The organism is Blautia segnis, from assembly GCF_014287535.1.
Lineage (GTDB): Bacteria > Bacillota > Clostridia > Lachnospirales > Lachnospiraceae > Blautia_A > Blautia_A acetigignens.
Window position 1 is genome coordinate 55,746 of the sequence record NZ_JACOOT010000033.1, and the last position, 26,030, is coordinate 81,775.

Sequence of the window (26,030 nt, forward strand, 5' to 3'; positions counted from 1 at the left end):
CATAAAATGGAGGGTTTGTTTATGGCAAATAATATAGAAAAACAGTTAAAAGAAATATCGGAACGGCTGGAGCAGGGAGTAAAAGAAATCTTTACTTCGGAGAGATATACAGAATATCTGAATACCATGTCCAAGTTTCATAATTACAGTTTTAATAACACCCTTCTGATTACCATGCAGAAACCGGAGGCTACTCTGGTGGCAGGGTATCAGGCGTGGCAGAAGAAGTTTAACCGCCATGTAAAGAGAGGGGAAAAAGGAATCCAGATCATCGCACCGGCACCCATCCGTGAGAAACAGGAGATTGAAAAGATTGACCCTGTAACAAAAGAGCCAGTGATCGGGGATGATGGTCAGCCGGAAACAGAGATTGTGGAGATGGTCATTCCAAGGTTTCGTGTGACAACAGTATTTGATGTCAGCCAGACAGAGGGAGAGCCGATTGCAGAACTGGAAGTACCGGAACTTACCGGGAGCGTACAGTTTTATGACACGTTCATGGAAGCATTGCAGAACATTTCCCCTGTGCCAATCCGCATGATGCAGATAGAAGGGGAAGCAAAGGGGTATTACCATCAGACAGAAAAGTATATCGCAATTCAGGAAGATATGAGCAATCTCCAGACCATGAAAACCGGAGTCCATGAGGTGAGCCACGCATTGCTGCATGACCGGGAGGTAATGGATGCGGAAGGAGTCTTAAAAGACCAGACAACAAAGGAAGTGGAAGCAGAAAGTATTGCTTATATTGTCTGCAACCATTTTGGTCTGGATACTTCAGAATATTCGTTTACCTATATCGCCAGCTGGTGTGAGAGCAAGGATATGAAAGCACTTCGAGCATCTATGGATACTATCCGGAAAACGTCTGCGGAAGTCATTGGGAATATCGAAACACAGATACACGAGCTGGAAATGGAAAGACCAATCGAAGATGCAAGTCTTGAAAATATAGAAGAAACAGCTATGCAGTATGCCCACCGGCTGATCGAAGCGGCAGAGGATGCAAGTAGGGGAAATTTTACGGATAGTCAGAGAAATCTTATTGTGAATTTTGCATATAAGATGGACGACAAAGACGAAGTGCTTGGACTGGTGAACCGTATGATGACTGCAATCCGCAGACCGGGAAGTGAATATACGAGAAGCCTTATGAATGAAACACAGGCACAGATTGACAATTTCCCAGATGGCATGATCGGTTTTACAGAAATGCACGAAGCAGGAATCCGACTGGAACACATGTATCCTCTTGAAAAAAACAGGGCAGTAGAATTGTATCGTGAGGGTGCGGAAGTTTTTCTCTTACATGGAAATCCAGACAATCCAGAGCAGGCAGGACAGATTCTTGCAGAAACAGAAAATGCAATCCTGGGACATGACGGTATTTTTGGTATCACGGAAGCAGAATGGGAAGTACATAAAGAAAGAGAAGCAGCTGCCGCCAGACAGGAAAAACTGGAACAGGACAGTGCAGAAAAGATTGATGAGACACTTCTTCTGCATGGAGAAAGCAGAAGGTTTGCTATTTATCAGATGGATAGTGGAGATGAGCATACTTATCAGTTTATGGGAATAGAATCCGCAAAGAGTCTGGGCTATACCATTGACGGAAAGGATTACCGAATGGTTTATGCAGCACCGTGGATGCCAACGATCACGTTAGACAATATATTTGAACGCTTTAACATTGACCGACCGGAAGATTTCCGTGGTCATTCCTTATCGGTAAGTGATGTGATCGTGATAAACAGGGGTGCAGAGATCACAGCCTATTATGTAGATTCTTTTGGATTTCAGAAACTTCCGGAGTTTGTCCAGCAGAGAATGAACATACTGGAACATAATTCCGTCAGGGCATATCCGCCAGTTTATAAAGGAACATTGGAACAGGCAATGGGAGAACGGGATGTGGATGCTTATCTGGATTCCAGAAAGTTAAACCTGGACTGTAAGAAAGCAATCGAAGAAGCCATCCGGGAGAATTTTGACGGGCTGCACTTAAAGCAGGATGCGGCAAAAGAAGTCGTGGAACGCTTCGGGGAAGAACGTATGAATTTTGTTATGGCAAATACCATCCGTGAACTTTCCCATGATGGAAGATTTTCCAGACAGAACAAAGACTGGGCGGAGCATATCGAAGTCCCGGAAAATGTCAGCCGGGGTAGAAATCTGAACCTGGATTATGTGATCGAAAGCCACCCGGCAGTTTTAGATGGGTTTATCGACATGGCAAGAGCTGAGATCCGGATGCAGAGGATAGAACAGGCGATAGGAGAAAACGAAGTGACAATCACGGCAGAGACAAGAGGATATGAAGCAGAAGGACATAACGGGACATGGCATACGGTTGATGAAAAGGAATATGCGGGGGAGAAGTTCTTCTTAATGGAACATGATGAATTTGGCTCCGATGTGGCAGGGATTATCGTAGCAGAAAATGGACAGCTTGTAGCGGAGGATTTATGGAATGGGTTTGATGCAGGAGCGTTAGAAGCTGTATCAGAATATTTGCAGGAAAATGGAACAACACTTTATGACTTGACGGAATTCCCGAAAGATTCTGTTGTAACCCTGCGGAGTGGACAGACACTTACAATCGAAGAAATACAGGCAGTACAGAAAGATACCTGGGAAGAAACGATGGCAGGAAAAAATGAATCTGGAACGGATGTCCGGTTTAATTTCCATGCAGTCAGTGAGGTGCAGCTGCCAGAAGGCATAAAGTTGAAAATGCCAGAGATTCATTACGTTGATAATTTTTATGTGATGGAAGATGTAAATGCAGAGGGTGTAGTAAAAGTAAACCGGTATGAATCACTGGATGAAGCGATGCAGGAATATTTACGCCTGCCAAATCATCAGGAAAAAGTGCTTGGTATCCAGAATACGGAAACAATGCAGGAAAGCATGGATTTTATCCGATGTGAAAACGGAATAGATCAGCTGACCCATGCATATGAACAGATCGGAGGGTGGCTGAATCCGGAAATATATGAAGCGGTAAATAAAATGGAAAATATGCTGGACTGGAATGAGGTACAGATTGCATATCAGATTGGAAAACAATACTTTACAATCCAGACTGCTGAAGATGGCTATGATTATACATTTTACAATGAAGATTATCAGGAGGATGATGGAGGAATCTATGACAATCCGACAATTTATGTAGATGAAGCTGCCAGTGATATTTTGGAAGATAAAGGGTACTCATTGGAAGACGCAAAAGTAGTGGATTATGAAGAACTGATGGCAGATGTGGAAGAAGTTCAGGAAGAACAGATGCAGCGGATACAATTAGAAAAAAACTGCCCAGCAAGTATTTTTGAAGGATTTCGCAGGGAAGAAGCAATGCAAACCTATGAAGGAATCGCAATGCAGTTTATCAGGAGTAAAGGGTATCTGACCATACAGGCAACAGAAGAAGGATATTCGTTTATTTTTTATGACTCTGATCTGCATGAAATCCAGAGTGGTGATTACGATAATCCAGACGCATCCATTCAGGAAGCTGCTTATGAAATCCTTAAAAGTGAAAGAATGGATGACCTGGAATGTGTCAAAGTGGATTATAAAGAGTTTGAAGAAATGACGATCCAGCACTCTAAGGATTTATTGCAGGAGGGGGAACTTCGTGCGACTTCTGAGATTGGAAGAGATGAAGCAGCATTAAATGGTCTTAGCAGGGCAGAAGTGGAACGGGGTGTCTTGTATCACGCACAGGGTATTCTGGAAGATATGGGATTAGAAAATGAAGTAGAGCTGCTTGCAGCAAGGGTGCATGGTTCCAGAAGCAGAGAGGAACTTTACAGAGATGATTCTGACCTTGATGTGGTGCTTTCTTATCGTGGCAATATCCGGGAGGACAGTTTCTTCAATGAATTAAATGCTCATGGTATAGCAATGGCAGGTATTAAGGTGGACATCAATCCTATCGCAGAAGAAAGAATCACTCTGGCAGAATATATGAAAGAGTCAGAAGCCTATCTTGATCAGAAGGAAATCGAAAAGCTGGCGGTGGATTTAGATAATTTCAGCTATGAATATGACACTTACGAATATAAAGATATCGTTGAGAACAGGGAAGAACAGGTGAAGAAAATCACAGAGGACATTCTGAATAAGAAAACAGGGTGTTTAAAGGACTGGTTGGTTGAAGTATCGGAAGAATCTGATATAGACAGTGATGTGATAACTGCCCGGTCACTGCTCTCCCGTTTAGAAAATGCAGAAACCTTTTCTATCTTTACCAGACAATCAGAACAGGAACAGCCAGAAGCTACGATTAGTTTCTATGTAGCAGAGTGCATGGAGTTCCCGGTCATGGGTGAGTACCATAATAATCTTACTCTGGAAGAAGCAATCAAAATCTATGAAAGTATTCCGGCAGAACGCCTGCATGGAATCAAAGGGATTGGTTTTGATCTGCAGGACGGGGATGAGGATTATTCCGGGGAATACGGACTCATGAGTGGAGACAGGATAGACAGAGATCTGATTGATATGATTCCACATTATAAGGAGAGTCCATTAGTACAGAAAGCAATCAATGACATGGAAAAGTATCTGAATGAGAAACATGGAAAAGTGCAGGAAACAGAACAGACTGTGGAAGTGAAACAGGAAGTTTCAGAAACACCATTCAAGAAAGAATCCGTATCAGTAGAATCGAACCGGGAACAAAACAAAGAGCCTGCAAAGGGTGGAAAAGGGGAACTGAAAAAATCCGTGCTGCAGTCGTTAAAAGAGTTCCAGGCAAGAGCAAAAGCACAGGAGCAGAAAGAAATGGCAACTGAAAAATCCAAAGCACATAAGAAGGGGAATGTAGAATTATGATGAATCTGGCAATGAACTTTGATACAGATGAATGCTTAGTGACCGCAATGTTTGATAAAGGCAACCGAAATGATACGATGGAAGCTATCGACAATATCATTCCATTTCTGAAAGGGGATGCGGATATGATCGGGCTGGTCTGCAATACCATAAGAAAGCTGTTCTGCATGAGTGATGAAGGCTATGAGATTTTTCTTATGGATCTGGAAGATTATAAAGTGGATTTGGAAGATAATTATAAAAAATAGAGAATATTTTGTGTGAATTAGTGTTAGATAGAATTTATTTAAATTGGAGAAAGTAGCCAATCCGATTGAGAAACTGGCACATATTATTAATATGATAAATTTTATTATTGACTTTTAAATTTCACAATGCATCATAGTAAAATAAAGCGAGTATGTAAAAGAGCAGTGTAATTAATGATATAATAAAAAGTAAGAAAAATATTTTTGACTATCTTTTTGTACAATTTATTCGTTATATATAATAGAAAGTGCTTTCAGTAGAAAAAGGAGGAAAGAAGTGGATGCAGATTTTCTTTTGATTCACAAAATGAAAAATGGTGATGAAGAAGCTATAGAGGTATTCGTAAAAAAATACTATTCAACTATACGGAATTATTGTCGATTACATACATACACAGACTGTGATGCAGAAGATATTACTCAAGCAACATTTGAACACTTTTTTCGATCATTTAGATCGTATCATCATTTGGGAAAGACTGCTAATTATTTGTATGTGATTGCTCGAAATTTATGTCGGGATAGTTATAAGAAAAAAAGAGATATTGTGATGGAAGCGTTACCAGATAAGGGGGAAAATCCAATTGCTGTAATTGAGAATAAAATAGATATAGAAGAATCAATAAAAAAACTTCCAGAAGATTTGCAGGAAGTAGTTATTCTACATTATTTTCAGGATTTGAAATTAAAAGAAGTAGCAGATATTATTGGCATAGGACTTCCTCTTGTAAAATATAGGATAGGAAAAGCAAAAGAATTGTTGAGTGTTTATCTGGGGGATAAGAAATGATGATGACAGTTGATGAAAAATTGCATGCGTATGCAAAAAATCAGAAGGATAGAAATATAGATGAGAAAAAATTACAACAGACCATTATAAAATCGAAAGAAGCATATTGGGATGGAGAAATCGAAAGAAATATGTCATGGTTAGAATTTTTATATCAGCAAGCTTCGTATATACAGAAGCACTGGTGGTTTGCTCAAGGGGCAGTATTACTAATCCTTTGGATGACAATGTTCTTATCAGACAGTAGTATTTATACAAGGCGCTGCATGGGGATTTTGGCACCGAGTTTTGTAATATTGATACTTCCGGAACTCTGGAAAAATAGAAGCAATGGGGCTATGGAAGTAGAAGGTGCAACATTTTTTTCCATAAAGAATATATATGCCGCACGAATGCTACTCTTCGGCATGGTAGATGTTTGCCTATTGAGTGTGTTTTTGATAACCAGCACTTTTGTGTTACAGATTGCATTTATGGATATCTTAATACAATTTATTTTGCCAATGAATGTGACATGCTGCATATGTTTTCGATTACTTTGCAGTAAAGGAGATGATTATGTATCTTCCACATTATTTTCCTGTCTGATTTGGATCGCTGTTTGGACGCTTGTAGTTCTCAAAGATAGTATTTATGAGCATATATCTACATCAATATGGTGTGGAATGATGATATTATCTGTTTTATATTTGTGTTACAGTATTTGGCGAGTATGGAAATGCAGTGAAAGATATTACGAGAGTAATGGGGCAAGTGTATAAGACTATTATGGTGTCAATTACGAGAAATCACACAACGGTCGTAATCAGAGAAATGTGAGGAATTTGATTATGGAATTAGAATTGAAAAAATTAACAAAAGAATTTCAGGGATTTAAAGCAGTTGATGATATCACGCTGACGATGAGTAATGGAGTTTATGGGCTTCTTGGTGTCAACGGTGCTGGAAAAACAACGCTGATGAGAATGCTCTGCACACTTATTAAACCTACTTCGGGAAGCATATTATGTGATGGAAAAGATATTTTTGCATTGGATGGCGAATATAGGAGAATTCTTGGTTATTTACCTCAAGAATTTGGATTTTATCCGGAGTTTTCGGTTCATGATTATTTAATGTATATTGCGTCAATTAAAGGAATGCGAATAAGTATTGCACGAAAGCGTGTAACAGAACTTCTGCGGCAGGTTGGGTTGGCTAAAATGCAGAATAGAAAAATGAAAAAATTGTCTGGAGGAATGAAACGCCGTGCAGGGATTGCCCAAGCTATGCTAAATAACCCAAAGATTTTGATCCTCGATGAGCCTACTGCAGGTCTGGATCCGAATGAAAGGATACGTTTTCGAAATCTGATCAGTGAATTGTCACAGGATCGTCTCGTGCTATTATCAACACATATTGTGTCGGATATTGAATACATTGCCAACCAGGTGTTATTGATGAAAGATGGAAAGATTAGCCATTCAGGAACACAAGAAGAGATTATTCAGTCAGTACCAGTAAAAGTATGGAGTTGTGTAGTTGCAAATAATGAAGTTGAAATGTGGCAAAAACAGTTTAAAGTCTCAAATATGAAAACACTTTCGGATGGAATAGAATTACGCATTTTGTCTGAAAAATCTCCACACTATAATGCGAAAGAGGAAACGATGGCTTTGGAGGACATATTCTTATATTATTTCGGAGAGAAAACAGGTGATGATTATGACGTATTATGAAATAAAAAAAGTTTTTTCAAAAAAAGGAAGTAAGGTTGCGCTGATATTTATTTTTATTGTAATTTCAGTAGTCTTGTCTTTTATCATCGGGGATAATAAATATGTGAATCGTAATGGTGATGCGGAAAGTGGAATATCGGCTATGTTAAAGGTTCGTGAGTTGAAAAAAGAATGGTCAGGAGAACTGACAGAGGATGTGCTTAGAAAAATTATTGAAGAAAATGTCAGGATTTCACAGACACCGGAAGCTAAGTCGAATGATTTTAGACAGAATGATATAGCATATAGTCAAAGACAGGGTTTCATGGATATAAGGGATTTACTAAATTGTGATTATGGAGAGTTTAACGATTATAATTATTATCTGGCAGATTCTCTTTCTCCTGATGAAGCAGTAGATTTTTATTCTAATCGTATCAAAAATTTGAAAAATTGGTTAGAAACTGATGGAAAGGATCAGTTTTCTGAAAAGGAAAAAAGTTATTTAATAAGAGCGTATGAAAAAATGAAAACCCCTTTATATTATGATTATCAAGCGGGATGGAAAAACTTATTTCAATATTCACCCTCAATAATTATGATTTTGACATTGGTATTAGGTTTCCTTTGTGCAGGTATTTTTTCAGGTGAATTTCAGCTGAAAGCGAATGCAGTTTTTTATTCTTCTTATTATGGCAGAAATAAGGCTGTATGGGCAAAAGTGAAAGCAGGAGCAATCATAATAACGGCTATTTACTGGGCGGTTATGTTGTTATACACTATGCTTGTTTTGGGAATTCTTGGTGTAGACGGAGCAAATTGTCCCATACAGTCTAGTATGAGTGGGTGGAAGAGTATTTATAATATCACGAATGCTCAGGAATATATTTTGATAGTTCTTGGTGGATATCTGGGATGTTTATTTATGCAATCTCTAACTATGTTGGTTTCTGCGAAGACAAACTCATCAGTAATAGCGGTAATCGTGCCTTTTATTTTGATTTTTCTTCCATCATTTTTATCAGGAACAAGTCTACCATTATTAAATAAAATTTTGGGACTTCTTCCAGATCAAATGCTTCAAATGAATCAGGTAGTTAAATTTTTTAACTTGTATGAAATCGGAGGAAAAGTGTTTTGCGCAGTTCCTATTTTAATAATATCGTACTCCATTCTGCTATTATTGATTGTTCCAGTTATTTATTTTATATATCGCAGAAAAGAAGTTTATAATTAGATGAAGAAACATCTGTTAGAGGGAGTGAAAACATAGGAAAAATATTATTATTATCGTTTAAAGATAGTGAAGAAGAAATGATAGAGTCTGTTCTTGCTGCTTTGAAAACCGGACGAAATATATATTGTGATGAAAAAAATATAAATCCATTGAAAATACATTATGGAGATATTGTTATTTTATTAGCCACAAGAGAATTATTCCGAAAGCAGAAAAAAATAGATTTGTCTTTTACAGAGTTTGAAATTTTGCATTTATTAATGCGAAGTCCTGGAAGAGTGTTTAGTAAAGAACAAATATATGATATAATCTGGAATGAACCCTATTCGGGTGATTACAATGTTGTTATGCGACATATCTGCAACATTAGAGAAAAGATAGAAGATGATCCTGGACATCCGGTATATATACAAACGGTGCGCGGTGTAGGATATCGGTTTAACGGAAATTTAGGCAGCGAGTGAAATCGCTGCCTATTATTATGGTTTTACAAAGAAGGAAGTTTGTTATGAGAAGATCTTTGTATTTTAGGAGCATCCTGTTTGAGATATTTGGACAGGTTTTGATGTATCAATTCCAACTCTTTTATTTCTTGCTTAAAAGAAACGTATTGAGTATTTAGTGATTCCTTTCTGGAAATAAGATCTGCAATTTGCTCTTGTAACTTATTGGAATTAAGATGTTTCAGGTCTATACCATTTTCCTGTAAAATATGTTCAGCACCAGCGAAAAGAATAATTTGAGATTCATATTTACGGAAATAACGATCCGGATCTTTGGAACTTTTATAATGGTCATCGTAAATTTTATTTTTCTGATATTGTTTGGCATATTTTAGCATTTCTCGAAGATGACGTATCTGAGACTCGAGAGAAACAACAGAGGTATTTACCTCTTTTTGCTGCATATGTAACAAGGCTATGCGGTCTTCAAGTTCTGAAAAATTATGTAGATTATGTGTGAGCATCTTGTTATATTCAGCAGAGACAATTTTTAAATTTTCCTTATTTGCCCATTTCTGAAGCCCAATGTTTCCTGCTATATTGGGAGCATTGGTATCTATTAATTTGTTATGAACAGAAGGAAAAATAGCTTTCTGACGTTTATTTTCAATGCGTTCTTTGATACGTTCTTTAGTAAAATTTTTTCCTAAAGATTTAGCACTTCCACGCACTGGACGGGACATATCGGGAGAACGAAAGGTAATGTATTTTCTGCTGTTTTCCCCAAATTCTGCGTTTTTTATTTCATATCCTTTAGCTTCCATAAATGCAAGAAATTCTGAGTAAGTGGAAAAGATTCGGATTGTCTGGTTGATATCTTTTCGCAGCTGCGCTTTTTTACTGGATTCAGATTTATTTGCAGCCCATTCATTGTATTTCATTCCTTTTTTACCATCTGGCATAATTGTGGACAGGTTATGTTCCTGGCATAAAGTGTCGCTGAGATTTCGTATTTTCCAGTAATTCTTTTTACAGTCATGGTAATGAGAAAAAGTGATGTTATCTGCAGAACAGAAAATTAAATGGTTATGTACATGACCTTTATCAGTGTGTGTTGTCAGAACATAGGAGTATTTTCCCTCCAGTAAGCGATCCGCAAGTTCTTTGCCAATTTGATGGGCTTCTTCATAGGAAACTTCACCAGGGGAAAATGCCTGAATCAGATGAAATGCCTTATTTGCATTATGTGCATCTCGGCAGTCATGTGTGTGATCCAAAGTGTATTTAAAGTCAAGAACTGCTGTTTCAGGAGAGTAGGAAAAGGAAGAAATATATAGTTTCTGGTCTGTTTTATCTGGATTGCAGATGTATTCTATTGCTTTATCAACGGTTGTTTTGATACCATGGATTTTTGTAACTGCCATATTTTTTCCATTAACTCCTTTATATCGTCCAGATCCTTTTGGTAAACTGCATTGGTGCTGTTTATACGACGGGTGATCTGATTTAAATTACTGCTGATATTTCCCAGCAGGGTATTCATTTTTCGGATATGAGAGTAGTCTACTTCATATACAAATCCATCTGATTGATATGATTCCACATTATAAAGAAAGTCCATTGGTACAGAAAGCAATCAACGATATGGAAAAATATCTGAACGAGAAACATGAAAAGGTGCAGGAAACAAAACAGACTGTGGAAGTGAAACAGGAAGTTCCAGAAACACCAGTCAAGAAAGAATCCGTATCAGTAGAACCGAACCAGACGCAAAAGAAAGAGCCTATAAAGGGCGAAAAAGGGGAACTGAAAAAATCTGTGCTGCAGTCGTTGAAAGAGTTTCAGGCAAGGGCAAAAGCACAGGAACAGAAAAATAAAGAAGCAGAAAAACCCAAAGCACATAAGAAGGGGGATGTAGAATTATGATGGATCTGGCAATGAACTTTGATACAGATGAATGTTTAGTAACGGCAATGTTTGATAAAGGAAACAGAAATGACACAATGGAAGCTATTGATCATATCATTCCATTTCTGAAAGGGGATGCGGATATGATCGGACTTGTCTGCAATACCCTAAGAAAGCTGTTCTGCATGAGTGATGAAGGCTATGAGACTTTTCTTATGGACTTGGAAGATTATAAATCGGAACTGGAAGAGGGGGAATGAATTCAAGCCAGAGTGCAGTATAGCAGGTGAAAGATGAGAAGCGAAGGAAAAAGTGTCAGCATTGAGAAGTGTTAACAGGTATATATTGGAAGAATTCAGCCAGGGAAACTCTGGCTGATATAAAAACACATCTGCAGAAACAGTGACTGAAGAAATTTTGAGTAGTGGAATTGGGAAGAAGTATTTAGATACTATAATAAAGAGATTAGCTGGCTTGTATATTGACAGAGAGGACATAGTAAACAGATTTGCGTTATTATCAGGGATTGTAGGGAGATTCCGAAGAGCTTTTGTTCAGATGATGAAACAATAGGATTGGTACAGGAAATATATGGAACAAAAGTTAATAAAGGGATTTGTTGCGTTTTCCGCTATAATAATCTGCCAGCAAAGAATGTGTTGCCTGAATATGTTTGTGATTATAAGAAACGAGCAGGGTTATTTCAAAGATCAGCGGATTTAGAGTAGTTCTTTTTTTCTGAGAGAAAATTAAAAATCGTTTTTGGTTCTTCTGGAGAGTGATTATAGCGTTTGGGAAACATCCGGAGAAACCATTACCTCAGGGTGTCGGTAAAGTTCTTTATCAAAGAGGGCTTTGAGATGCCCTTTCTTTTTTTATCCAAATCTTTCCTCTTGTTTACATATATAAACCTAAGAAAAAACTTGACGTTTAAATATTACAAGTGTAATATTTAAGAAAATACGAAAAAAGGAGAAATAAAACTATATGAGAAAAACGAAAAGAAAAAAACACACGAAGACTATCACAAAAATAGTTTTATTTAGCGGTATATTGATTGGTGGTGGAATCGGTATTGTAACAATAATGAATCGTAATGTTCCTGAAAAAAGACTAATGGAATATATGAAATATATCGAAAAAGGGGAATATGAGCAAATGTATGCCATGCTGGATCAGAAAAAAAGCAGCATGAACAGTAAGGAAGAATTTATAGAACGAAATTCTAAAATATATGAAGGCATTGAGATGTCTGATCTGTCCATAACCGATATTACAGCAAAAAGAAAAGAAAACGGAAATGCGGCAGTTTCCTATACAACAAATATGCAGACTGCTGCAGGAAATGTAGAATTTACCAACAATGCGGTATTTTCACATAACTGGACAGGATATCATTTAATCTGGCAGGATCAGTTGATTTTTCCAGAGTTATCTGCAACGGATAAAGTTCAGGTAACGTTAGAAGAGGCAAAAAGAGGAAATATTTTAGACAGAAATGGTCGCCAGCTGGCTGGAGAGGGAACTGCATCTTCGGTAGGAATTGTTCCGGGCAGAATGGAGAACAGGGAAGATACAATAAAAAAACTGGCAGAGTATCTTGGAATTGGAGCAGACGAAATTGAGGATAAGTTAAAAGCCGATTGGGTAAAAGCAGATTCTTTTGTACCAGTAGCAACAATTCCTAAAATACAAGAGGTCGATCTTCTGACAGTGAATCTGGATGAAACTGTTCTGGAAGAAAAAGAAAAGCAGGACACATTATTGAAGATTCCAGGTATTATGTTATCTGATGTAAAAGTACGAACTTATTATCTAAAAGAAGCTGCCTCTCATCTGGTAGGGTATGTACAGGCGGTTACAGCCGAGGATTTGCAGGAACATAAAGGGGAAGGGTATCGTACAAACAGTGTGATTGGAAAGACGGGACTGGAAACGCTTTATGAAAAAGAACTAAAAGGGACAGATGGGTGTGAGATCTGTATTGTAGATGCAAATGGAAATAAAAAAAGTGTCATTGCATATGAGCCTAAAAAAGATGGAGAAGATATCCATACTACGATTGATGGCGATCTTCAAAGTACTCTTTATGAACAATTTAAAGAAGACAGAGGATGTTCTGTAGCCTTGAATCCTTATACAGGGGAAGTACTGGCGTTGGTAAGTACGCCATCTTATGATAATAATGATTTTGTACGTGGAATGGACAATAGCCAGTGGAGTGCATTAAATGAAAATGAAGACAGGCCTTTATACAACCGCTTTCGCCAGACATGGTGTCCAGGCTCAACTTTTAAACCTGTAATTGCTGCAATTGGATTAAAAGTGGGGGCATTTACTGCAAATGACGATTTTGGAAATGAGGGTCTGGCATGGCAGAAAGATTCTTCGTGGGGAGATTATACAGTGACTACACTTCATGATTATGCACCTGTGATCTTGAAAAATGCGCTTATTTATTCAGATAATATTTATTTTGCAAAAGCAGCATTAAAAATCGGTGCGGATCAACTGATGCAATCTCTAAATCAAATAGGATTTAATCAGGAACTTCCATTTGATATTAAAATGTCAGAGTCTCAGTATTCTAATACGGACAAGATAGAAACAGAAATCCAGCTTGCTGACAGTGGGTATGGACAGGGACAGATTCTGGTAAATCCTTTGCATCTTGCAAGCATTTATACGGCTTTTCTAAATGATGGAAATATGATAAAGCCATATCTTCACGCGGATGGAAGCACTTCCAGTGAAATCTGGATAAAAGATGCTTTTTCACCACAGATTGTTTTGGAGGTTATGGAGGGGCTAGAGGGTGTAGTGAATAACCCGGAAGGAACTGGTTATGGAGCATGCCGGGAAGACATTAGATTAGCAGGAAAAACCGGAACAGCGGAACTGAAAGCTACAAAAGAAGATACATCTGGAACAGAAATTGGCTGGTTTACAGTTTTTACTACAGATAGAGATACAGAGAATCCTATTTTGCTCATCAGTATGGTAGAGAATGTGAAAGATATTGGAGGAAGCGGTTATGTGGTGGAAAAGGATAAGGCGATACTGGATGAATATCTCGGTAATGAATAATTTTTACCTTTAAATATTACAAATGTAAGAGGAAAATGATATGAAAAAAATTTGGAAAATATTTTGGGGAGTTATTTTTCTTGCTGTCTGTAGTGGATGTGGCATAAAGAAAGAGCAGAAAAAGACAATTGAAGATACGAAAGAAAAAATTTACAGAGAGTGTGAAATGCTGGCAGAAGACTATCAGAGCATATATAAGAATGCTGCGAAAGAAAATGCACTATATGAGCTGAGTACAATACAAAAAAGTATGGATTATTTTGGAAAATATGGATATGCAGTAATTGATTCCTACAATCAGCTGGATATGGTTCAAAGTATTAAAGTAGATGATTTTTTGAAAAAAGCAGAAAAAGAGAAAAATGGAAAAACTACTATATTTCAAGTTATAGCAGGAGATCATTTTATTCGGTATGATCTGAAAACCAAACAGGGGAAAATAGACGTTGAAGTAAGCTCTTTTAAATGGAAAGAGGATACTTGGCAGGAAACATATTATCATGAGTTTAGAGCTAATTCATGGAAATATACAGAAAACGGGTATTTCTTTATGGAAGAATATCATCCGGCTGGATATGATGGACCGTCTGGATATCGGGCCTTTCGGGTAGTGCCGTTAAATAAAAAATGCAGGGAGCTGAATCGAAAATATATACTTCCTTTTGGATATACACTTAATAAATTGTTTACTTCTAATTGGAGTGAAAAAAATTATGATGGAATAAATTTTTATGATGTTTTTGACCGTTTACTTTCAATGGAAGAAAAAACTGATGAATTTAAGGAAGGAAAGACTTATGAAATCCCAAAAGAATCATTTGAAGCGATATTTCAAAAATATTTTAATATAAGCGCAGAGATACTGCAGACAGGAACGGTATTTCACACGGAAACACAGACATATCGGTATCGAACCAGAGGAATCGTATATGATTTTGCTCCCACACCATATATTCCATATCCGGAAGTTGTTTCCTACATAGAAAATCAAGATGGAACAATAACACTGGAAGTAAATGCGGTATGGCCACAAAAAGAATTAGATCAGGCGTTTTGTCATAGCGTAACCATTCGGCTGTTAGATAAAGATAGATTTCAATATGTATCCAATTATGTATCAAGGTCAGAAATAGAGGTTACCTGGTATACGGAAAGATTATCAGACGAAAAGTGGGAGGAATGTTATGGAGATAATTGATATGAGTACAAAAAGAAAACTGAAAAAGATGGTGAGTGTTTTATTTATTTTGGGATGCTTTTTCATAGGAAATACAAAATGTAAAGGGGCTGATTTAGAATATATTTCACAGGAAACTGCGAATTATGCTGTACAAGAAAGAGGATATGATTTGCCAGTAGATGAAGTCGTGAAAGAAGAAGCTATTGAAGATTGTAAGAATGTTATGAATCAGATGAAAGCCATTTATCAAAAGGCGGATAAAGGAACTTCATCGAATGTAGTAGTTTCTGAGACAGTAATGGAAGAAATGCAGGAAGTATTAAAGGAAAAAAATGTCCCTGTTATTACATCAGCGCCGTATTCAAATATGGCTAATTATTCTAAAATGGAAGAATTTCTTTTCAAGGCAGAACAGGATCTGCCAGGAGATATCGTCTTATATAGGATTAACAGGGATGGTGGGATAGAAAGACTCAAATTCAATTATGATGGGACAGATATGTATTTGTTGGCTGTGAAAGTTGTTTGGGGTATGAACGACAATCCATCTATTGTATATGTTTCGTATACAAGGATAGAAGAATGGAAATATACAGAAAAAGGCTGGTTTGGTTATACGCTATGTGTTCCAAAATATCCGGAAGTATCAGAAGCGGTTGATGGCAGTTCTATGATAAGAATTAAACCTTTAAGTGATGAATGCAGGGAAGTTTCAAAGAGGTGTGTGTATTTGCTTGGATATCAGGGGAATAATCTTTTATGTTCTGATTGGGATAGATCTGATATGGAAGGGTTAGATTATAATGGTTTATATGAATATTTATATCGAATGAAATACGGGGAGAGATATGAGTTTTCAGGTAACTCAAGTGGAATTCCGGCAGAAGAGTTTGAAAATCTGATAATGGAGTTTTTGCCGATAACAGCGGAGCAAATTAAAAAATGGGCAGTATTTGATTCGGAACATCAAACTTATGACTGGGAACGATTAGGTTGTTTAAATTATAGCCCTACTTATTTTGGAACATCTTTACCGGAGGTCGTTGAAATAAGAGATAGCGGAGAGGGAAACAATGTGCTGGTTGTTGATGCTGTATGTGATACATTTATATGTAATGATGCCGTTATTACAAGTGAGCTGACTGTTAAGTTCAACGATGATAAGAGTTTTAAATATATGGGGAATAAAATTCTGAATAATGGTACGAAAGAAGTTCCCAAATATCAATATAGAATAAAAAGAAAGAACTGATAACAACTATCAGCCCTTTCATATTTGTTAATTCCATATATGTAATTTTTTTAAGATATCAGAAGTGATTTCAAATGCCTTTTTGCCAGTTGCATTAGAATCACTTTGGATATTGGTTGCAAAATAATAGCTGTTATCGGAAGTTTCTACATATCCGATAAACCAGCCGTTGATATCCTGTCCGTTGACACGACCGGTTCCAGTTTTTCCGTAGAAATTACCATTAGGTGTACTGGCAATTTTTATAGCATTTTTAACAGAAAATACATTTTGGGAATTTAGATGGAATTCATTTGTGTTAAATTTTTTCAATAATGTTACTTGCTCTAAAGGCGAGATTTTTAATGAAAAATCGGACCAGTATAAATCCAGATTTGAACTGGTTGTCTGGTTTCCATATTCTATTTTATTCAAAAATTCCTGGACTCTGTTAATTCCGAGCTGCGAATCAATTGCCTGGAAATACCAGTTAACGGAATTTTGCATAGCAGAGTTTAAATCCTGATCAGCTTCCCAGGATGGAAAAGGAAAGGCATCACCATTCCATGTCATGGAAGAGTGTTCTGGTGTGATGATTCCGGATTCCAACCCTAATAATGCATCGTATATTTTGTAGGTAGACTCTGGCGGAATACGTTTGGTGGCTTCTTCAAGATCGTATATTTTCCAGGAATCCAAATTATTGTCATACAAAACAAATGATCCATCATATGTTCCAAATGTTTCGGATATATCTAACAGGGAGATATTTTTGTCTGTATCACTAAAATGATATACGCTTTGAGTAGAGGCATCAATGGATAAAATGGGTGTACATCCAATAAAAACAGCACTAATGACCAGATAAATTATCAATGCTCTCATTTTTTGATAAAGAGTTTCTTTCCTAAAAACGGCGATGTTGAGAATACGTCGTTTCATCTGCCTGAAATTTCCGGACATTCCAACTGCCAGTGGAGAGGAAAAAGAGGATATTTTTTCTGCAAAATTAATCAGTGTAGTTCCATAAGCTTGGTATTCATCAGCAGAAATCATCTGCAATACAGCAGAATCACAGGCTATTTCACGGTCACAGAGAATTTCTTTTAAAGTGTACCAAACAAAAGGGTTAAACCAGTAGAGTATATTACTTATGACCATGAGGAAGCCAATAAATGTATCTTTGTGACGGTAATGCTGTAATTCGTGTAGCAGCATAAAACGCATATCATCAGGATTCAGTTCGGAAATTAAATGGATGGGAATGTAAATTCTGGGATGTATTATTCCGATTAAAACTGGTGATTTTAAAAATGCAGTACTGTAGACTGATACTGGGTGAGAGATTTTAAGTTCCTTTAAACAATTGTAATAAATAGTTTTTACCTGCTGATTTTGAAGCGGGAGAGCAGATCTTTTTATGGAACGTACATAGTTTAATGAATGAAGGGTGAGGACTGACATAATCATAACACCCGTTATCCATATTAGAAAGAGTATGGTATTCAAGCCTCCAGAAAATTGACTACTGATGGAAACTGAAAAATCATTCACCTGGTTTAACAAAATATTTTGTGTATTACTGGTAAGTTCGGATAGCGTGTCGGTACCAGAGTTAAGTCCTGAGTCAGTTTGAAAAAAATGTAACCATGAAAAAAGTTGTGAGCCATGAATCTGTACAGGAAAAAATGGCACGGCAAGTAGTAAAAATAAAAGAAAACAGAGATGGTACTGTGTAGCCGCAGATAAATATTTTTTCAGAAGTTTTTTTGTTCCGATTATTACAAGTGTAAAAATACATATGAAGATATTACTGATTAAAAAGTGGATGATCCAGTTGCTCATTCAAAACCTCCTATTTCTGATGTTTTGATAATAAATGGCGTAAGTTATCAATTTCTGTTGAAGAGAGCTTATCGTCTTCAAGGTAAGAAGCCAGCATAGAAGAAAGATTTCCATTATAATATTGCTTTAAAAAAGAATTGCTTTCCTGGCGTATATATTCATCTTCTTGGACTAATGGAGTATAGACAAATACCCGGCTTTGTTTTTCGTAGGAAAGAGCTTTTTTGGAAACAAGTCTCTTGATAAGAGTTTGAATTGTTTTTGGACTCCAGCTGGTAGTTAGAGTAAGTTTTTCTGTAATTTCATTTGTATTGATGGGAGCATATTTCCATACAATTTTCATAACTTCAAATTCGGCTTCTGAAATTTGGGGTAGTGACATAATAAAATCCTCCTGCTAAATCCTACATATGTAATAAATATATTATATTACTTGTAGAAGAAAAAAGTCAAATGGCAGATGATATATAGAATATAAAATTAATAATGTAGAGGCAATAAAGGTGAAAAAGATAGAAATTATTGAGAGAATCACAGATGCTAATGGAAGCATAAGTGAAAACATATTGACTAGCTGGGAACATAAAAACCAATTCATACCGGAAATTATAAGGTTTGGAGAATTAAAAATATATCTACAGGAACGAATTGTTAAAAAGAATGATAGTGATGTTCATCTTTCAAAATATGAATATGATATTTTACTTCTTTTAGCGAAAAGTCCAGGTAGAATATTTGGAAAAGAAATGGTTTATGATCTGGTATGGAATGAACCTTATTCCGGTGATTATAATGTGGTTATGCGACATATCTGCAATATCAGAGAAAAAATAGAAGATGATCCTGGACAACCATTATATATACAAACAGTACGAGGTGTAGGATATCGGTTTAACGGGAATTTAGGCAGCGAGTGAAATCGCTGCCTATTATTATGGTTTTACAAAGAAGGAAGTTTATTATGGGAAGATTTTTCTATTTCAGGATCATCCGGTTTTAGATACTTGGACAAGTTTTGATGTATCAATTCCAACTCTTTCATTTCTTTCCGAAAGGAAACATATTGAGTATTTATTGACTTCTTTCTGGAAATAAGCTCTGAAATTTGAGCCTGTAACTTATTGGTATTGAGCTGTTTCAGGTCTATACCATTTTCCTGTAAAATATGCTCGGCACCAGCGAAAAGGATAATTTGAGATTCATATTTACGGAAATAACGATCCGGATCTTTTGAGCTTTTATAATGGTCGTTATAAATTTTATTTTTCTGATATTGTTCAGCGTATTTTAGCAGTTCTCGAAGATGTCGGATCTGTGATTCAAGAGAGACGACAGTGGTATTTACCTCTTTTTGTTGCATATGTAACAAGGTTATGCGGCTTTCAAGTTCTGAAAAATTATGTAGATTATGTGTAAGCATCTGGCTATATGTAGTAGAAACAATCTTTAAATTTTCCTTATTTGCCCATTTCTGAAGGCCGATGTTTCCTGTTATATTGGGAGCGTTGGTGTCTATTAACTTCTTGCGAACAGAAGAAATGGCAGTTCTCTGGAGTTTATTCTCAATACGTTCTTTGATACGTTCCTTAGTAAAATTTTTTCCTAAAGATTTAGCACTTCCACGCACTGGACGGGACATATCGGGAGAACGAAAGGTAATGTATTTTCTGCTGTTTTCGCCAAATTCTGCGTTTTTTATTTCATATCCTTTAGCTTCCATAAATGCAAGAAATTCTGAGTAAGTGGAAACGATTCGGATTGTCTGGTTGATATCTTTTCGCAGCTGCGCTTTTTTACTGGATTCAGATTTATTTGCAGCCCATTCATTGTATTTCATTCCTTTTTTACCATCTGGCATAATTGTGGACAGGTTATGTTCCTGGCATAAAGTGTCGCTGAGATTTCGTATTTTCCAGTAATTCTTTTTACAGTCATGATAATGAGAAAAAGTGATATTATCTGCAGAACAGAAAATTAAATGGTTATGTACATGACCTTTATCAATATGTGTTGTCAGGACATAGGAGTATTTTCCATCCAGTAAGCGATCCGCAAGTTCTTTGCCTATTTGATGGGCTTCCTCATAGGAAACTTCATCAGGGGAAAATGCCTGAATCAGATGAAATGCCTTATTTGTATTGTGCGGATCTCTGCAATCATGTGTATGATCCAAAGTGTATTTAAAATCAAGAGCGGCTGTTTCGGGAGAGCAGGCAAAGGAAGAAATATATAGATTCTGGTCTGTTTTATCTGGATTACAGATGTATTCTATTGCTTTATCAACGGTTGTTTTGATACCATGGATTTTTGTAACTGCCATATTTTTTCTATTAACTCCTTTATATCGTCCAGATCCTTTTGGTAAATTGTATTGGTACTGTTTATACGATGGGTGATCTGATTCAAATTGCTGCTGATATTGCCCAGCAGGGTATTCATTTTTCGGATATGAGAGTAGTCTACTTCATATACAAATCCATATAAGATCATTTTCCGTAGAAAGGCAGATTTGCTTTTCATTCTGGAAAGACGATATTTCTCTTCTAAAATGTATTGTTCGTCATCATTCAAATAAAATTGTACGGGATGAATTCTGGTACGTTTGCTCATTGAAATCCTCCAATTCGTTTTTTTCTATAAAAAAGAGTACAAAAAAACTGTCTAACCAGTTCGGCTATGACAGTTATGGTACTTGGTTTTTTGTTGGTTTGGACAGATGTATCTGTAAGTTATTTTAACAGGACTGGGTGAAAGCGTCAAATTAAGAAATTATAAAATATGAGAGGGCCAGGGATACTCCCTGATACATTTTGGTAGAATGAACCGGAAAGGGAATTTGACAAAATGAGCCAGTTGTCATGACACTGGCAGTGCTTGCTTCTTTTGGGGTGTAGCCTGCAAAGCAGGCTATGCAAAAGCTATAAAACATAAATGGAGTTGTGAGAAGTGGTTGAGAATATAATCCTGATAGCGTATAATCAGAGCAAGAAATCGTAAGTGAGGGATAAATTTGAAACGTGAGGAAATTTTTCAATATGTGAAAGAGCAATATGGAACGGAACCGGAATATTTATGGAAAAAAGATCCTGATTCTGCGGTGCTTCGACATAAAAATGGAAAATGGTATGCTATAATTATGGCAGTGGAAAAGAAAACACTGGGATTAGAAGAAGATGGAAAAATTAATATCCTGGATGTAAAATGTGCCCCTGATCTGGTTGGGATGTTAATTCAAACGTATGGATTTTTACCGGGGTATCATATGAATAAGCGGCACTGGATTACGATTCTTCTGGATGAATCTGTCAGTGAAGCCAAGACGCTGGATTTCCTGGATATGAGTTATGATTTAACCGAATCAAGCAAGTCCCCTGCTTCAATTTCGCAAAACAATAAGCAGTAGTTTGGGACTTGCTTGTATCAGGAGTGGTGCTAGCCACTCCTGATAAGCTGCGAAGCAGCATTCGGTTATGAGCAAGTAGCGAAGCGGATTGCGAATATCCGCTTGACTTGACAGTGGGAAGTAATTAAAAAGGAAGCCTTTCAGAAAAATCTCTGATCGGCTCCCAGGTATTCATTCTGGATATGTATAAGTTGATCTTTGCAACAGGATATTTTCCCAATCTCGTTCATGGCGCAACACTCGGAGAATATGAATCTCTTTTGTTTCTTCCATTATAATATAAAAAATAATAGATGGCGGAAAAGATCTTTTATGTATGGAATATCCTCTGTACAGAATTTGAGTTCGGGGAAAGGCAGTACTGAACTGGCCTAAATTCTGCATTTGTTCTTTCAGATCAGATTGAAAACGGTCAGCACGTTGCTGGCCGAATTCTTCTTCAATATAATCTGCAATGTCTGTGACATCGTAAATTGCTTCCCAGGTTAAAATAATTTTATATTCTTGCATTTCTTCGTGCATCCCTTAATTCTGTGATTTTGCGAAAAGCATCTTCCAGCGGCAATTCACGACCAGCTTCCATATCATCAATTCCCCGGTCTAACATGCGGAGAAGATGATTGTTTTCCTGGTTTTTATCGGTTGTAGGGACTTTTTTTGTTAATTCCATGAAATCACTCCAATCATACGGTTTATAAATAGTGTATGTTGTTCAGAAGTATCTATCCATAGTTTAGCATAGAATGGGCAGCAATACAATTGAATTATTTTGCAGGAGCGTCCGTCAGACCAAGAATTATATATCCGTTGTTGGATTAAGGAAAGATATGAGGCAGGAAATACAGTAAGCGCTTAACTTTCGAGTACCATAGAAAATTAAGCGCTTACTTTACAAATAAAATCAGTTTACAGCCGGTTTTCTAAAAAGATTAAAAATCCCTGTCTGCTCAATCAATCTTGTGATAGTAAAGAAGATAAAGGAATCAATTGGCCACATGATCAGGTTCTTTACCGTACGCATTGGAAGGATTGCCAGGAAGCCCTTTCCGTAGAGCATGTCCAGCCATAAGGTGTTTAACAGGACATTTACGATCAGAACCACTACCAGTTTTGCAATCAGTACACGGCGGAAGGTGAGTTTATGCTTGTAGTAAAAACATCCGTAAATAAATGCCGCGAGCATTGCATTAAAGGTGAAGCCAAAGAAAAATGGTCCATCCGGGCGGATAAAGAATTTCACAATATCCAGCACACCGGCGAACAGGCATCCTGTAACAGGTCCAAACAGATAATCCGCAATCTGATTTGGAATACCGGAAAATCCAATTTTTACATAGGGACCGATGTTGATAGAAGCGACTGAATTTAAGATCAGTGCCAGGGCAGCGAGCATTGCACAGACTGCCAGGGTAGAAGTGGTTTTCAGCTCTTTGGCTGAAGTGAGAAACATGTTCTTTGTTTTCTCCATAAAAAAATTACCTCCTTTTCTTTTTCGCTCACAATAGGAGATAATCTATGGATTCATATTTATCTTCTGTTGCAGCGAGAAGCAATCCACGAACCGCAAGATTTCTCTTTTCGTCCTCCGGCAACTCTCCATCCGGAAGGCACTTTACGCTCATGAACTTACTCTGCATTACTTTACAAGGGACAGTATATAGCAGATTGCTGAAAAAAGCAAGTAAAAAATACGTAAAGTTAGATAAAAATGCGGGCTTCAGGAATACCAATACCTATTGACAATCCTATTTATACCGCGGTGGACGCTGCAATGCGGTAGCGGCCATGGCAGGCGGTGTTTTAAAGCTGCATCCGAAGATCGTGGTGGGAAATGGTGCTATGAATGCTTTCAAAAAATATCGGGGGAAAATTGCTTCTGTGATCATGTCCTACGTAAAAAATATGGAAAATGACTTAAAAAATGCGAGACCGGAACGTGTGTTTATCACCCATTCCGGCTGTGACCGGGAAACAGTAGAGGCGGTGTGGTTTCCAGCCATTGCGGTCTGGGTACGCTTGGCGTTTTGTATATTGCGTTATGATTTTTCAAACACGCTCTAAGGCGGACCGTTTATATCTTGGGAAAAATATGATCCAGATTGCGGCTGCCCATGGAATGACGGTTTACCCATGCGGGGAAGGACAGGAACTGGCTGCTTACGGCGCCGACTGCAGCGGCTGCATGACAAAGCGAACCTACGAGAAAGCACTTCATACCACACTTGCGATCCCGAAGAAACAGCCTCTTCGAAAGGCGTGCGCCTGCTTTATGGGAAATGACATTGGAGCGTATAATACCTGTCTCCATATGTGCAGATACTGCTATGCCAATTACAATTCCAGAACCGTAAAACAAAATTATGCCTTCCACGATCCCGCCTCCTCGACGGGCAGATGGTGCTGGAGTTTAGCTGAAAAGAGGTTGATCGTAAGCTTGAGGGGGCTTGTAAATTCCCCTGGCGATGTTATAATGAAAATGGATTTTTTAACAAGTAAAATCCGGCGCGAGCCAGAGGCGGAGGTTGGCTTCCATAAAATACAAAAAAAGGAGCGAATAAAAAATGGCAAAAGTATTGATCAGCCCTTCCAAATATTTACAGGGCGCAGGAGAAATGAAAAACATCGGAACCTATGCAGCGAACTGCGGAAAGAAAGCCCTGGTTCTGATCAGTAAAGGCGGTTATAAGAGAATTGGAAAAATGATCGAGGACAGCTTTGCGGCAAGCGACTGCGATGTGGTTTTTGATTATTTTAACGGAGAGTGCTGCAATAGCGAGATCAACCGTCTGGTAGAAATTGTGAAAGAAAGCGGCTGTGACCTTACCATCGGTATTGGCGGAGGCAAGATTTTTGATACAGCCAAGGCAGTGGCATACTATGCAAAAACACCGGTGTTTATCTGCCCGACTATTGCTTCCACAGATGCACCATGCAGTGCATTATCCGTTGTATACACAGAGGAAGGCGTTTTTGAAAAATACCTGTTCCTTCCTGCAAATCCAAATCTGGTGCTTATGGACACAGACATTATTGCGAAATCACCTGTTCGCCTCACAGTAGCAGGAATGGGAGATGCCCTTGCAACTTATTTCGAAGCAAGAGCATGCAAACAAAGCGGTGCAGCATCCTGTGCAGGGGGTAAGACCACAGAAGCCGCCATGGCCCTTGCAAAGCTTTGCTTTGATACCCTGATGGAAGAAGGTATAAAAGCCAAAATCGCACTGGAAGCCGGGGTATGCACACCTGCTGTAGAGAAGGTTATTGAGGCAAACACCCTGTTATCCGGAATCGGTTTTGAAAGTGCCGGACTTGCAGGCGCACATGCAATCCACAACGGATTCACTGTTCTGGAAGAGTGCCACCACATGTATCACGGAGAAAAGGTTGCTTTTGGAACTCTCACCCAGCTGGTTCTGGAGAATGTTCCACAGGAAGAATTAGAGGACATCATTTTATGGTGCATCGAAGTAGGCCTTCCAGTCACCTTAAAAGAGCTTGGCGCAGAAAACGTCACAGATGAACAGCTCATGGAAGTAGCTAAAACCGCATGCTCTGAGAACGATACCCTTCACAACATGCCATTTGAAGTAACACCGGAAACGGTATTTGCAGCAATGAAAGCAGCAGATGCATATGGCAGATATTATCTTGGAGAAAACTAAGACTAAATTAACGGAATAATGCAATTGAGGAGATTTTCTGATAAAATGAAAAGAGTAATTACCTATGGAACCTTTGATTTGCTTCACTATGGGCACATTAACCTGCTTCGCAGAGCCAAGGAGTATGGAGACTATCTGATCGTGGGACTTTCCACAGACGAATTCAACTGGAATGAGAAGCAGAAGAAATGCTATTTTTCCTATGAAAAAAGAAAACAGCTGCTGGAAGCCATCCGGTATGTGGATCTTGTGATCCCGGAGGAAAACTGGGAGCAGAAACGGACAGATGTGAAGGAATATCATGTGGACACCTTTGTGATGGGAGATGACTGGAAGGGGAAATTCGATTTCCTCAAGGAGGAAGGCTGCGAAGTGATCTACCTTCCACGCACCCCGGAAATCTCCTCTACACAGATCAAAAATGATCTGAATATGAAGAAAGAAAACGATAACAGATAAG

General features: G+C 37.8%; 27 protein-coding genes and 1 riboswitch. Of the genes, 18 read left to right on the top strand and 9 right to left on the bottom strand.

The features are described from left to right. The first annotated feature begins 21 nt into the window (after nt 1-21). From H8S54_RS14020 to H8S54_RS14050, 7 genes are all read left to right on the top strand, one after another. Complete coding sequence (locus H8S54_RS14020; RefSeq protein ID WP_186901680.1) at nt 22-4,839, top strand: DUF3849 domain-containing protein; 4,818 nt, start codon at nt 22-24, stop codon at nt 4,837-4,839. After that, the gene (locus H8S54_RS14025) at nt 4,836-5,087 is read left to right on the top strand and encodes a transposon-transfer assisting family protein (protein ID WP_117739739.1); all 252 of its coding nucleotides are present in this window, start codon (nt 4,836-4,838) and stop codon (nt 5,085-5,087) included. Before H8S54_RS14020 ends, H8S54_RS14025 begins: the two co-directional genes overlap by 4 nt. Before the next feature lie 277 nt (nt 5,088-5,364). Beyond that, nucleotides 5,365-5,877 (top strand): RNA polymerase sigma factor, encoded by a 513-nt coding sequence (locus H8S54_RS14030; protein WP_021650349.1) that lies wholly within the window; start codon nt 5,365-5,367, stop codon nt 5,875-5,877. Then, nucleotides 5,874-6,638 carry a hypothetical protein gene (locus H8S54_RS14035; RefSeq protein WP_005426531.1) on the top strand — a complete coding sequence of 255 codons (765 nt, stop codon included), beginning with the start codon at nt 5,874-5,876 and terminating at the stop codon, nt 6,636-6,638. The genes H8S54_RS14030 and H8S54_RS14035 overlap by 4 nt, the downstream gene beginning before the upstream one ends. 69 nt (nt 6,639-6,707) lie before the next feature. After that, nucleotides 6,708-7,595 carry an ABC transporter ATP-binding protein gene (locus H8S54_RS14040; RefSeq protein ID WP_117592910.1) on the top strand — a complete coding sequence of 296 codons (888 nt, stop codon included), beginning with the start codon at nt 6,708-6,710 and terminating at the stop codon, nt 7,593-7,595. Next, nucleotides 7,582-8,811, top strand: coding sequence for an ABC transporter permease subunit (locus tag H8S54_RS14045; RefSeq protein WP_044926005.1), 1,230 nt, complete (start codon nt 7,582-7,584; stop codon nt 8,809-8,811). Before H8S54_RS14040 ends, H8S54_RS14045 begins: the two co-directional genes overlap by 14 nt. A gap of 77 nt (nt 8,812-8,888) precedes the next feature. Further along, a complete protein-coding gene (locus H8S54_RS14050; RefSeq protein WP_005426528.1) occupies nt 8,889-9,275 on the top strand; it encodes a winged helix-turn-helix domain-containing protein in 387 nt (128 codons plus the stop codon). Nucleotides 9,276-9,298: 23 nt separating this feature from the next. On the opposite strand, the gene H8S54_RS14055 is transcribed toward H8S54_RS14050, so the two are convergent. Together H8S54_RS14055 and mobC are read right to left on the bottom strand one after the other, a co-directional pair. After that, on the bottom strand, nt 9,299-10,678 hold the full coding sequence (locus tag H8S54_RS14055; RefSeq protein ID WP_186901681.1) for a relaxase/mobilization nuclease domain-containing protein: 1,380 nt from the start codon (nt 10,676-10,678) through the stop codon (nt 9,299-9,301). Then, nucleotides 10,627-10,875 (bottom strand): plasmid mobilization relaxosome protein MobC, encoded by a 249-nt coding sequence (mobC, locus tag H8S54_RS14060; RefSeq protein ID WP_330422422.1) that lies wholly within the window; start codon nt 10,873-10,875, stop codon nt 10,627-10,629. Before mobC ends, H8S54_RS14055 begins: the two co-directional genes overlap by 52 nt. On the opposite strand from mobC, the gene H8S54_RS14065 reads away from it, so the two are divergent. From H8S54_RS14065 to H8S54_RS14085, 5 genes are all read left to right on the top strand, one after another. Beyond that, nucleotides 10,875-11,180 (top strand): hypothetical protein, encoded by a 306-nt coding sequence (locus tag H8S54_RS14065; protein ID WP_186901682.1) that lies wholly within the window; start codon nt 10,875-10,877, stop codon nt 11,178-11,180. The genes mobC and H8S54_RS14065 overlap by 1 nt on opposite strands. After that, nucleotides 11,177-11,422: a transposon-transfer assisting family protein gene (locus tag H8S54_RS14070; RefSeq protein ID WP_118511767.1), complete on the top strand. Its 246-nt coding sequence runs from the start codon at nt 11,177-11,179 to the stop codon at nt 11,420-11,422. The genes H8S54_RS14065 and H8S54_RS14070 overlap by 4 nt, the downstream gene beginning before the upstream one ends. A gap of 727 nt (nt 11,423-12,149) precedes the next feature. Then, entirely contained in the window at nt 12,150-14,249 is a 2,100-nt protein-coding gene (locus H8S54_RS14075; protein ID WP_186901683.1) for a penicillin-binding transpeptidase domain-containing protein, read from the top strand. 40 nt (nt 14,250-14,289) lie between these two features. Next, a complete protein-coding gene (locus tag H8S54_RS14080; protein WP_186901684.1) occupies nt 14,290-15,447 on the top strand; it encodes a DUF6070 family protein in 1,158 nt (385 codons plus the stop codon). Beyond that, nucleotides 15,434-16,681 carry a DUF6070 family protein gene (locus H8S54_RS14085; RefSeq protein ID WP_117628249.1) on the top strand — a complete coding sequence of 416 codons (1,248 nt, stop codon included), beginning with the start codon at nt 15,434-15,436 and terminating at the stop codon, nt 16,679-16,681. Before H8S54_RS14080 ends, H8S54_RS14085 begins: the two co-directional genes overlap by 14 nt. A gap of 27 nt (nt 16,682-16,708) precedes the next feature. Here the strand turns inward: H8S54_RS14085 and H8S54_RS14090 are convergent, their stop codons facing one another. Both H8S54_RS14090 and H8S54_RS14095 read right to left on the bottom strand, forming a co-directional pair. After that, nucleotides 16,709-18,505 carry a BlaR1 family beta-lactam sensor/signal transducer gene (locus H8S54_RS14090; RefSeq protein WP_021650354.1) on the bottom strand — a complete coding sequence of 599 codons (1,797 nt, stop codon included), beginning with the start codon at nt 18,503-18,505 and terminating at the stop codon, nt 16,709-16,711. A 10-nt stretch (nt 18,506-18,515) separates the two neighbouring features. Next, the gene (locus H8S54_RS14095) at nt 18,516-18,890 is read right to left on the bottom strand and encodes a BlaI/MecI/CopY family transcriptional regulator (RefSeq protein WP_186901733.1); all 375 of its coding nucleotides are present in this window, start codon (nt 18,888-18,890) and stop codon (nt 18,516-18,518) included. Between the two features lie 118 nt (nt 18,891-19,008). Here H8S54_RS14095 and H8S54_RS14100 point away from each other — a divergent pair, with 118 nt between their 5' ends. Then, nucleotides 19,009-19,422, top strand: coding sequence for a winged helix-turn-helix domain-containing protein (locus H8S54_RS14100; RefSeq protein WP_005426519.1), 414 nt, complete (start codon nt 19,009-19,011; stop codon nt 19,420-19,422). Nucleotides 19,423-19,445: 23 nt separating this feature from the next. Here the strand turns inward: H8S54_RS14100 and H8S54_RS14105 are convergent, their stop codons facing one another. Next, nucleotides 19,446-20,825 (bottom strand): relaxase/mobilization nuclease domain-containing protein, encoded by a 1,380-nt coding sequence (locus tag H8S54_RS14105; RefSeq protein WP_186901685.1) that lies wholly within the window; start codon nt 20,823-20,825, stop codon nt 19,446-19,448. Beyond that, the gene (locus H8S54_RS14110; protein WP_173765497.1) at nt 20,774-21,115 is read right to left on the bottom strand and encodes a plasmid mobilization protein; all 342 of its coding nucleotides are present in this window, start codon (nt 21,113-21,115) and stop codon (nt 20,774-20,776) included. Before H8S54_RS14110 ends, H8S54_RS14105 begins: the two co-directional genes overlap by 52 nt. 400 nt (nt 21,116-21,515) lie before the next feature. Between H8S54_RS14110 and H8S54_RS14115 the strand changes: the two genes are divergently transcribed. Further along, on the top strand, nt 21,516-21,908 hold the full coding sequence (locus H8S54_RS14115) for an MmcQ/YjbR family DNA-binding protein (protein WP_186901686.1): 393 nt from the start codon (nt 21,516-21,518) through the stop codon (nt 21,906-21,908). Between the two features lie 171 nt (nt 21,909-22,079). On the opposite strand, the gene H8S54_RS14120 is transcribed toward H8S54_RS14115, so the two are convergent. The 3 genes from H8S54_RS14120 to H8S54_RS14130 all read right to left on the bottom strand — a co-directional run bounded on the left by H8S54_RS14120 (nt 22,080) and on the right by H8S54_RS14130 (nt 23,376). Beyond that, nucleotides 22,080-22,418 carry a type II toxin-antitoxin system RelE/ParE family toxin gene (locus H8S54_RS14120; RefSeq protein WP_019162149.1) on the bottom strand — a complete coding sequence of 113 codons (339 nt, stop codon included), beginning with the start codon at nt 22,416-22,418 and terminating at the stop codon, nt 22,080-22,082. Next, nucleotides 22,405-22,578: a hypothetical protein gene (locus tag H8S54_RS14125; RefSeq protein WP_005426514.1), complete on the bottom strand. Its 174-nt coding sequence runs from the start codon at nt 22,576-22,578 to the stop codon at nt 22,405-22,407. Before H8S54_RS14125 ends, H8S54_RS14120 begins: the two co-directional genes overlap by 14 nt. A 231-nt stretch (nt 22,579-22,809) precedes the next feature. Beyond that, the gene (locus H8S54_RS14130) at nt 22,810-23,376 is read right to left on the bottom strand and encodes a folate family ECF transporter S component (protein WP_117854164.1); all 567 of its coding nucleotides are present in this window, start codon (nt 23,374-23,376) and stop codon (nt 22,810-22,812) included. A 70-nt stretch (nt 23,377-23,446) separates the two neighbouring features. Further along, nucleotides 23,447-23,544: riboswitch (THF riboswitch) on the bottom strand. Nucleotides 23,545-23,693: 149 nt separating this feature from the next. Between H8S54_RS14130 and H8S54_RS14135 the strand changes: the two genes are divergently transcribed. From H8S54_RS14135 to tagD, 4 genes are read left to right on the top strand one after another with little or no spacing between them, the layout of a single operon-like run. Next, nucleotides 23,694-23,969 (top strand): hypothetical protein, encoded by a 276-nt coding sequence (locus H8S54_RS14135; RefSeq protein WP_334292270.1) that lies wholly within the window; start codon nt 23,694-23,696, stop codon nt 23,967-23,969. Between the two features lie 28 nt (nt 23,970-23,997). Beyond that, nucleotides 23,998-24,582, top strand: coding sequence for a DUF1848 family protein (locus H8S54_RS19100; RefSeq protein ID WP_243176832.1), 585 nt, complete (start codon nt 23,998-24,000; stop codon nt 24,580-24,582). After that, the gene (locus H8S54_RS14145; RefSeq protein ID WP_173765493.1) at nt 24,470-25,570 is read left to right on the top strand and encodes a glycerol dehydrogenase; all 1,101 of its coding nucleotides are present in this window, start codon (nt 24,470-24,472) and stop codon (nt 25,568-25,570) included. The genes H8S54_RS19100 and H8S54_RS14145 overlap by 113 nt, the downstream gene beginning before the upstream one ends. Before the next feature lie 45 nt (nt 25,571-25,615). Continuing rightward, nucleotides 25,616-26,029 (top strand): glycerol-3-phosphate cytidylyltransferase, encoded by a 414-nt coding sequence (gene tagD, locus H8S54_RS14150; RefSeq protein ID WP_021925443.1) that lies wholly within the window; start codon nt 25,616-25,618, stop codon nt 26,027-26,029. The last annotated feature ends 1 nt before the right edge of the window (nt 26,030 follow it).

What these genes read in the sequence shown, in the direction of transcription:
- H8S54_RS14045 (WP_044926005.1), top strand. Translation starts at nt 7,582, where the DNA reads ATGACGTATTATGAAATAAAAAAAGTTTTTTCAAAAAAAGGAAGTAAG.
- H8S54_RS14110 (WP_173765497.1), bottom strand. Translation starts at nt 21,115, where the DNA reads ATGAGCAAACGTACCAGAATTCATCCCGTACAATTTTATTTGAATGAT.
- mobC (WP_330422422.1), bottom strand. Translation starts at nt 10,875, where the DNA reads ATGGACTTTCTTTATAATGTGGAATCATATCAATCAGATGGATTTGTA.
- H8S54_RS14130 (WP_117854164.1), bottom strand. Translation starts at nt 23,376, where the DNA reads ATGGAGAAAACAAAGAACATGTTTCTCACTTCAGCCAAAGAGCTGAAA.
- H8S54_RS14080 (WP_186901684.1), top strand. Translation starts at nt 14,290, where the DNA reads ATGAAAAAAATTTGGAAAATATTTTGGGGAGTTATTTTTCTTGCTGTC.
- H8S54_RS14050 (WP_005426528.1), top strand. Translation starts at nt 8,889, where the DNA reads ATGATAGAGTCTGTTCTTGCTGCTTTGAAAACCGGACGAAATATATAT.
- H8S54_RS14125 (WP_005426514.1), bottom strand. Translation starts at nt 22,578, where the DNA reads ATGGAATTAACAAAAAAAGTCCCTACAACCGATAAAAACCAGGAAAAC.
- H8S54_RS14040 (WP_117592910.1), top strand. Translation starts at nt 6,708, where the DNA reads ATGGAATTAGAATTGAAAAAATTAACAAAAGAATTTCAGGGATTTAAA.
- tagD (WP_021925443.1), top strand. Translation starts at nt 25,616, where the DNA reads ATGAAAAGAGTAATTACCTATGGAACCTTTGATTTGCTTCACTATGGG.
- H8S54_RS14085 (WP_117628249.1), top strand. Translation starts at nt 15,434, where the DNA reads ATGGAGATAATTGATATGAGTACAAAAAGAAAACTGAAAAAGATGGTG.
- H8S54_RS14075 (WP_186901683.1), top strand. Translation starts at nt 12,150, where the DNA reads ATGAGAAAAACGAAAAGAAAAAAACACACGAAGACTATCACAAAAATA.
- H8S54_RS14135 (WP_334292270.1), top strand. Translation starts at nt 23,694, where the DNA reads ATGGCAGGCGGTGTTTTAAAGCTGCATCCGAAGATCGTGGTGGGAAAT.
- H8S54_RS19100 (WP_243176832.1), top strand. Translation starts at nt 23,998, where the DNA reads ATGATCCAGATTGCGGCTGCCCATGGAATGACGGTTTACCCATGCGGG.
- H8S54_RS14025 (WP_117739739.1), top strand. Translation starts at nt 4,836, where the DNA reads ATGATGAATCTGGCAATGAACTTTGATACAGATGAATGCTTAGTGACC.
- H8S54_RS14020 (WP_186901680.1), top strand. Translation starts at nt 22, where the DNA reads ATGGCAAATAATATAGAAAAACAGTTAAAAGAAATATCGGAACGGCTG.
- H8S54_RS14105 (WP_186901685.1), bottom strand. Translation starts at nt 20,825, where the DNA reads ATGGCAGTTACAAAAATCCATGGTATCAAAACAACCGTTGATAAAGCA.
- H8S54_RS14070 (WP_118511767.1), top strand. Translation starts at nt 11,177, where the DNA reads ATGATGGATCTGGCAATGAACTTTGATACAGATGAATGTTTAGTAACG.
- H8S54_RS14090 (WP_021650354.1), bottom strand. Translation starts at nt 18,505, where the DNA reads ATGAGCAACTGGATCATCCACTTTTTAATCAGTAATATCTTCATATGT.
- H8S54_RS14055 (WP_186901681.1), bottom strand. Translation starts at nt 10,678, where the DNA reads ATGGCAGTTACAAAAATCCATGGTATCAAAACAACCGTTGATAAAGCA.
- H8S54_RS14145 (WP_173765493.1), top strand. Translation starts at nt 24,470, where the DNA reads ATGGCAAAAGTATTGATCAGCCCTTCCAAATATTTACAGGGCGCAGGA.
- H8S54_RS14120 (WP_019162149.1), bottom strand. Translation starts at nt 22,418, where the DNA reads ATGCAAGAATATAAAATTATTTTAACCTGGGAAGCAATTTACGATGTC.
- H8S54_RS14035 (WP_005426531.1), top strand. Translation starts at nt 5,874, where the DNA reads ATGATGATGACAGTTGATGAAAAATTGCATGCGTATGCAAAAAATCAG.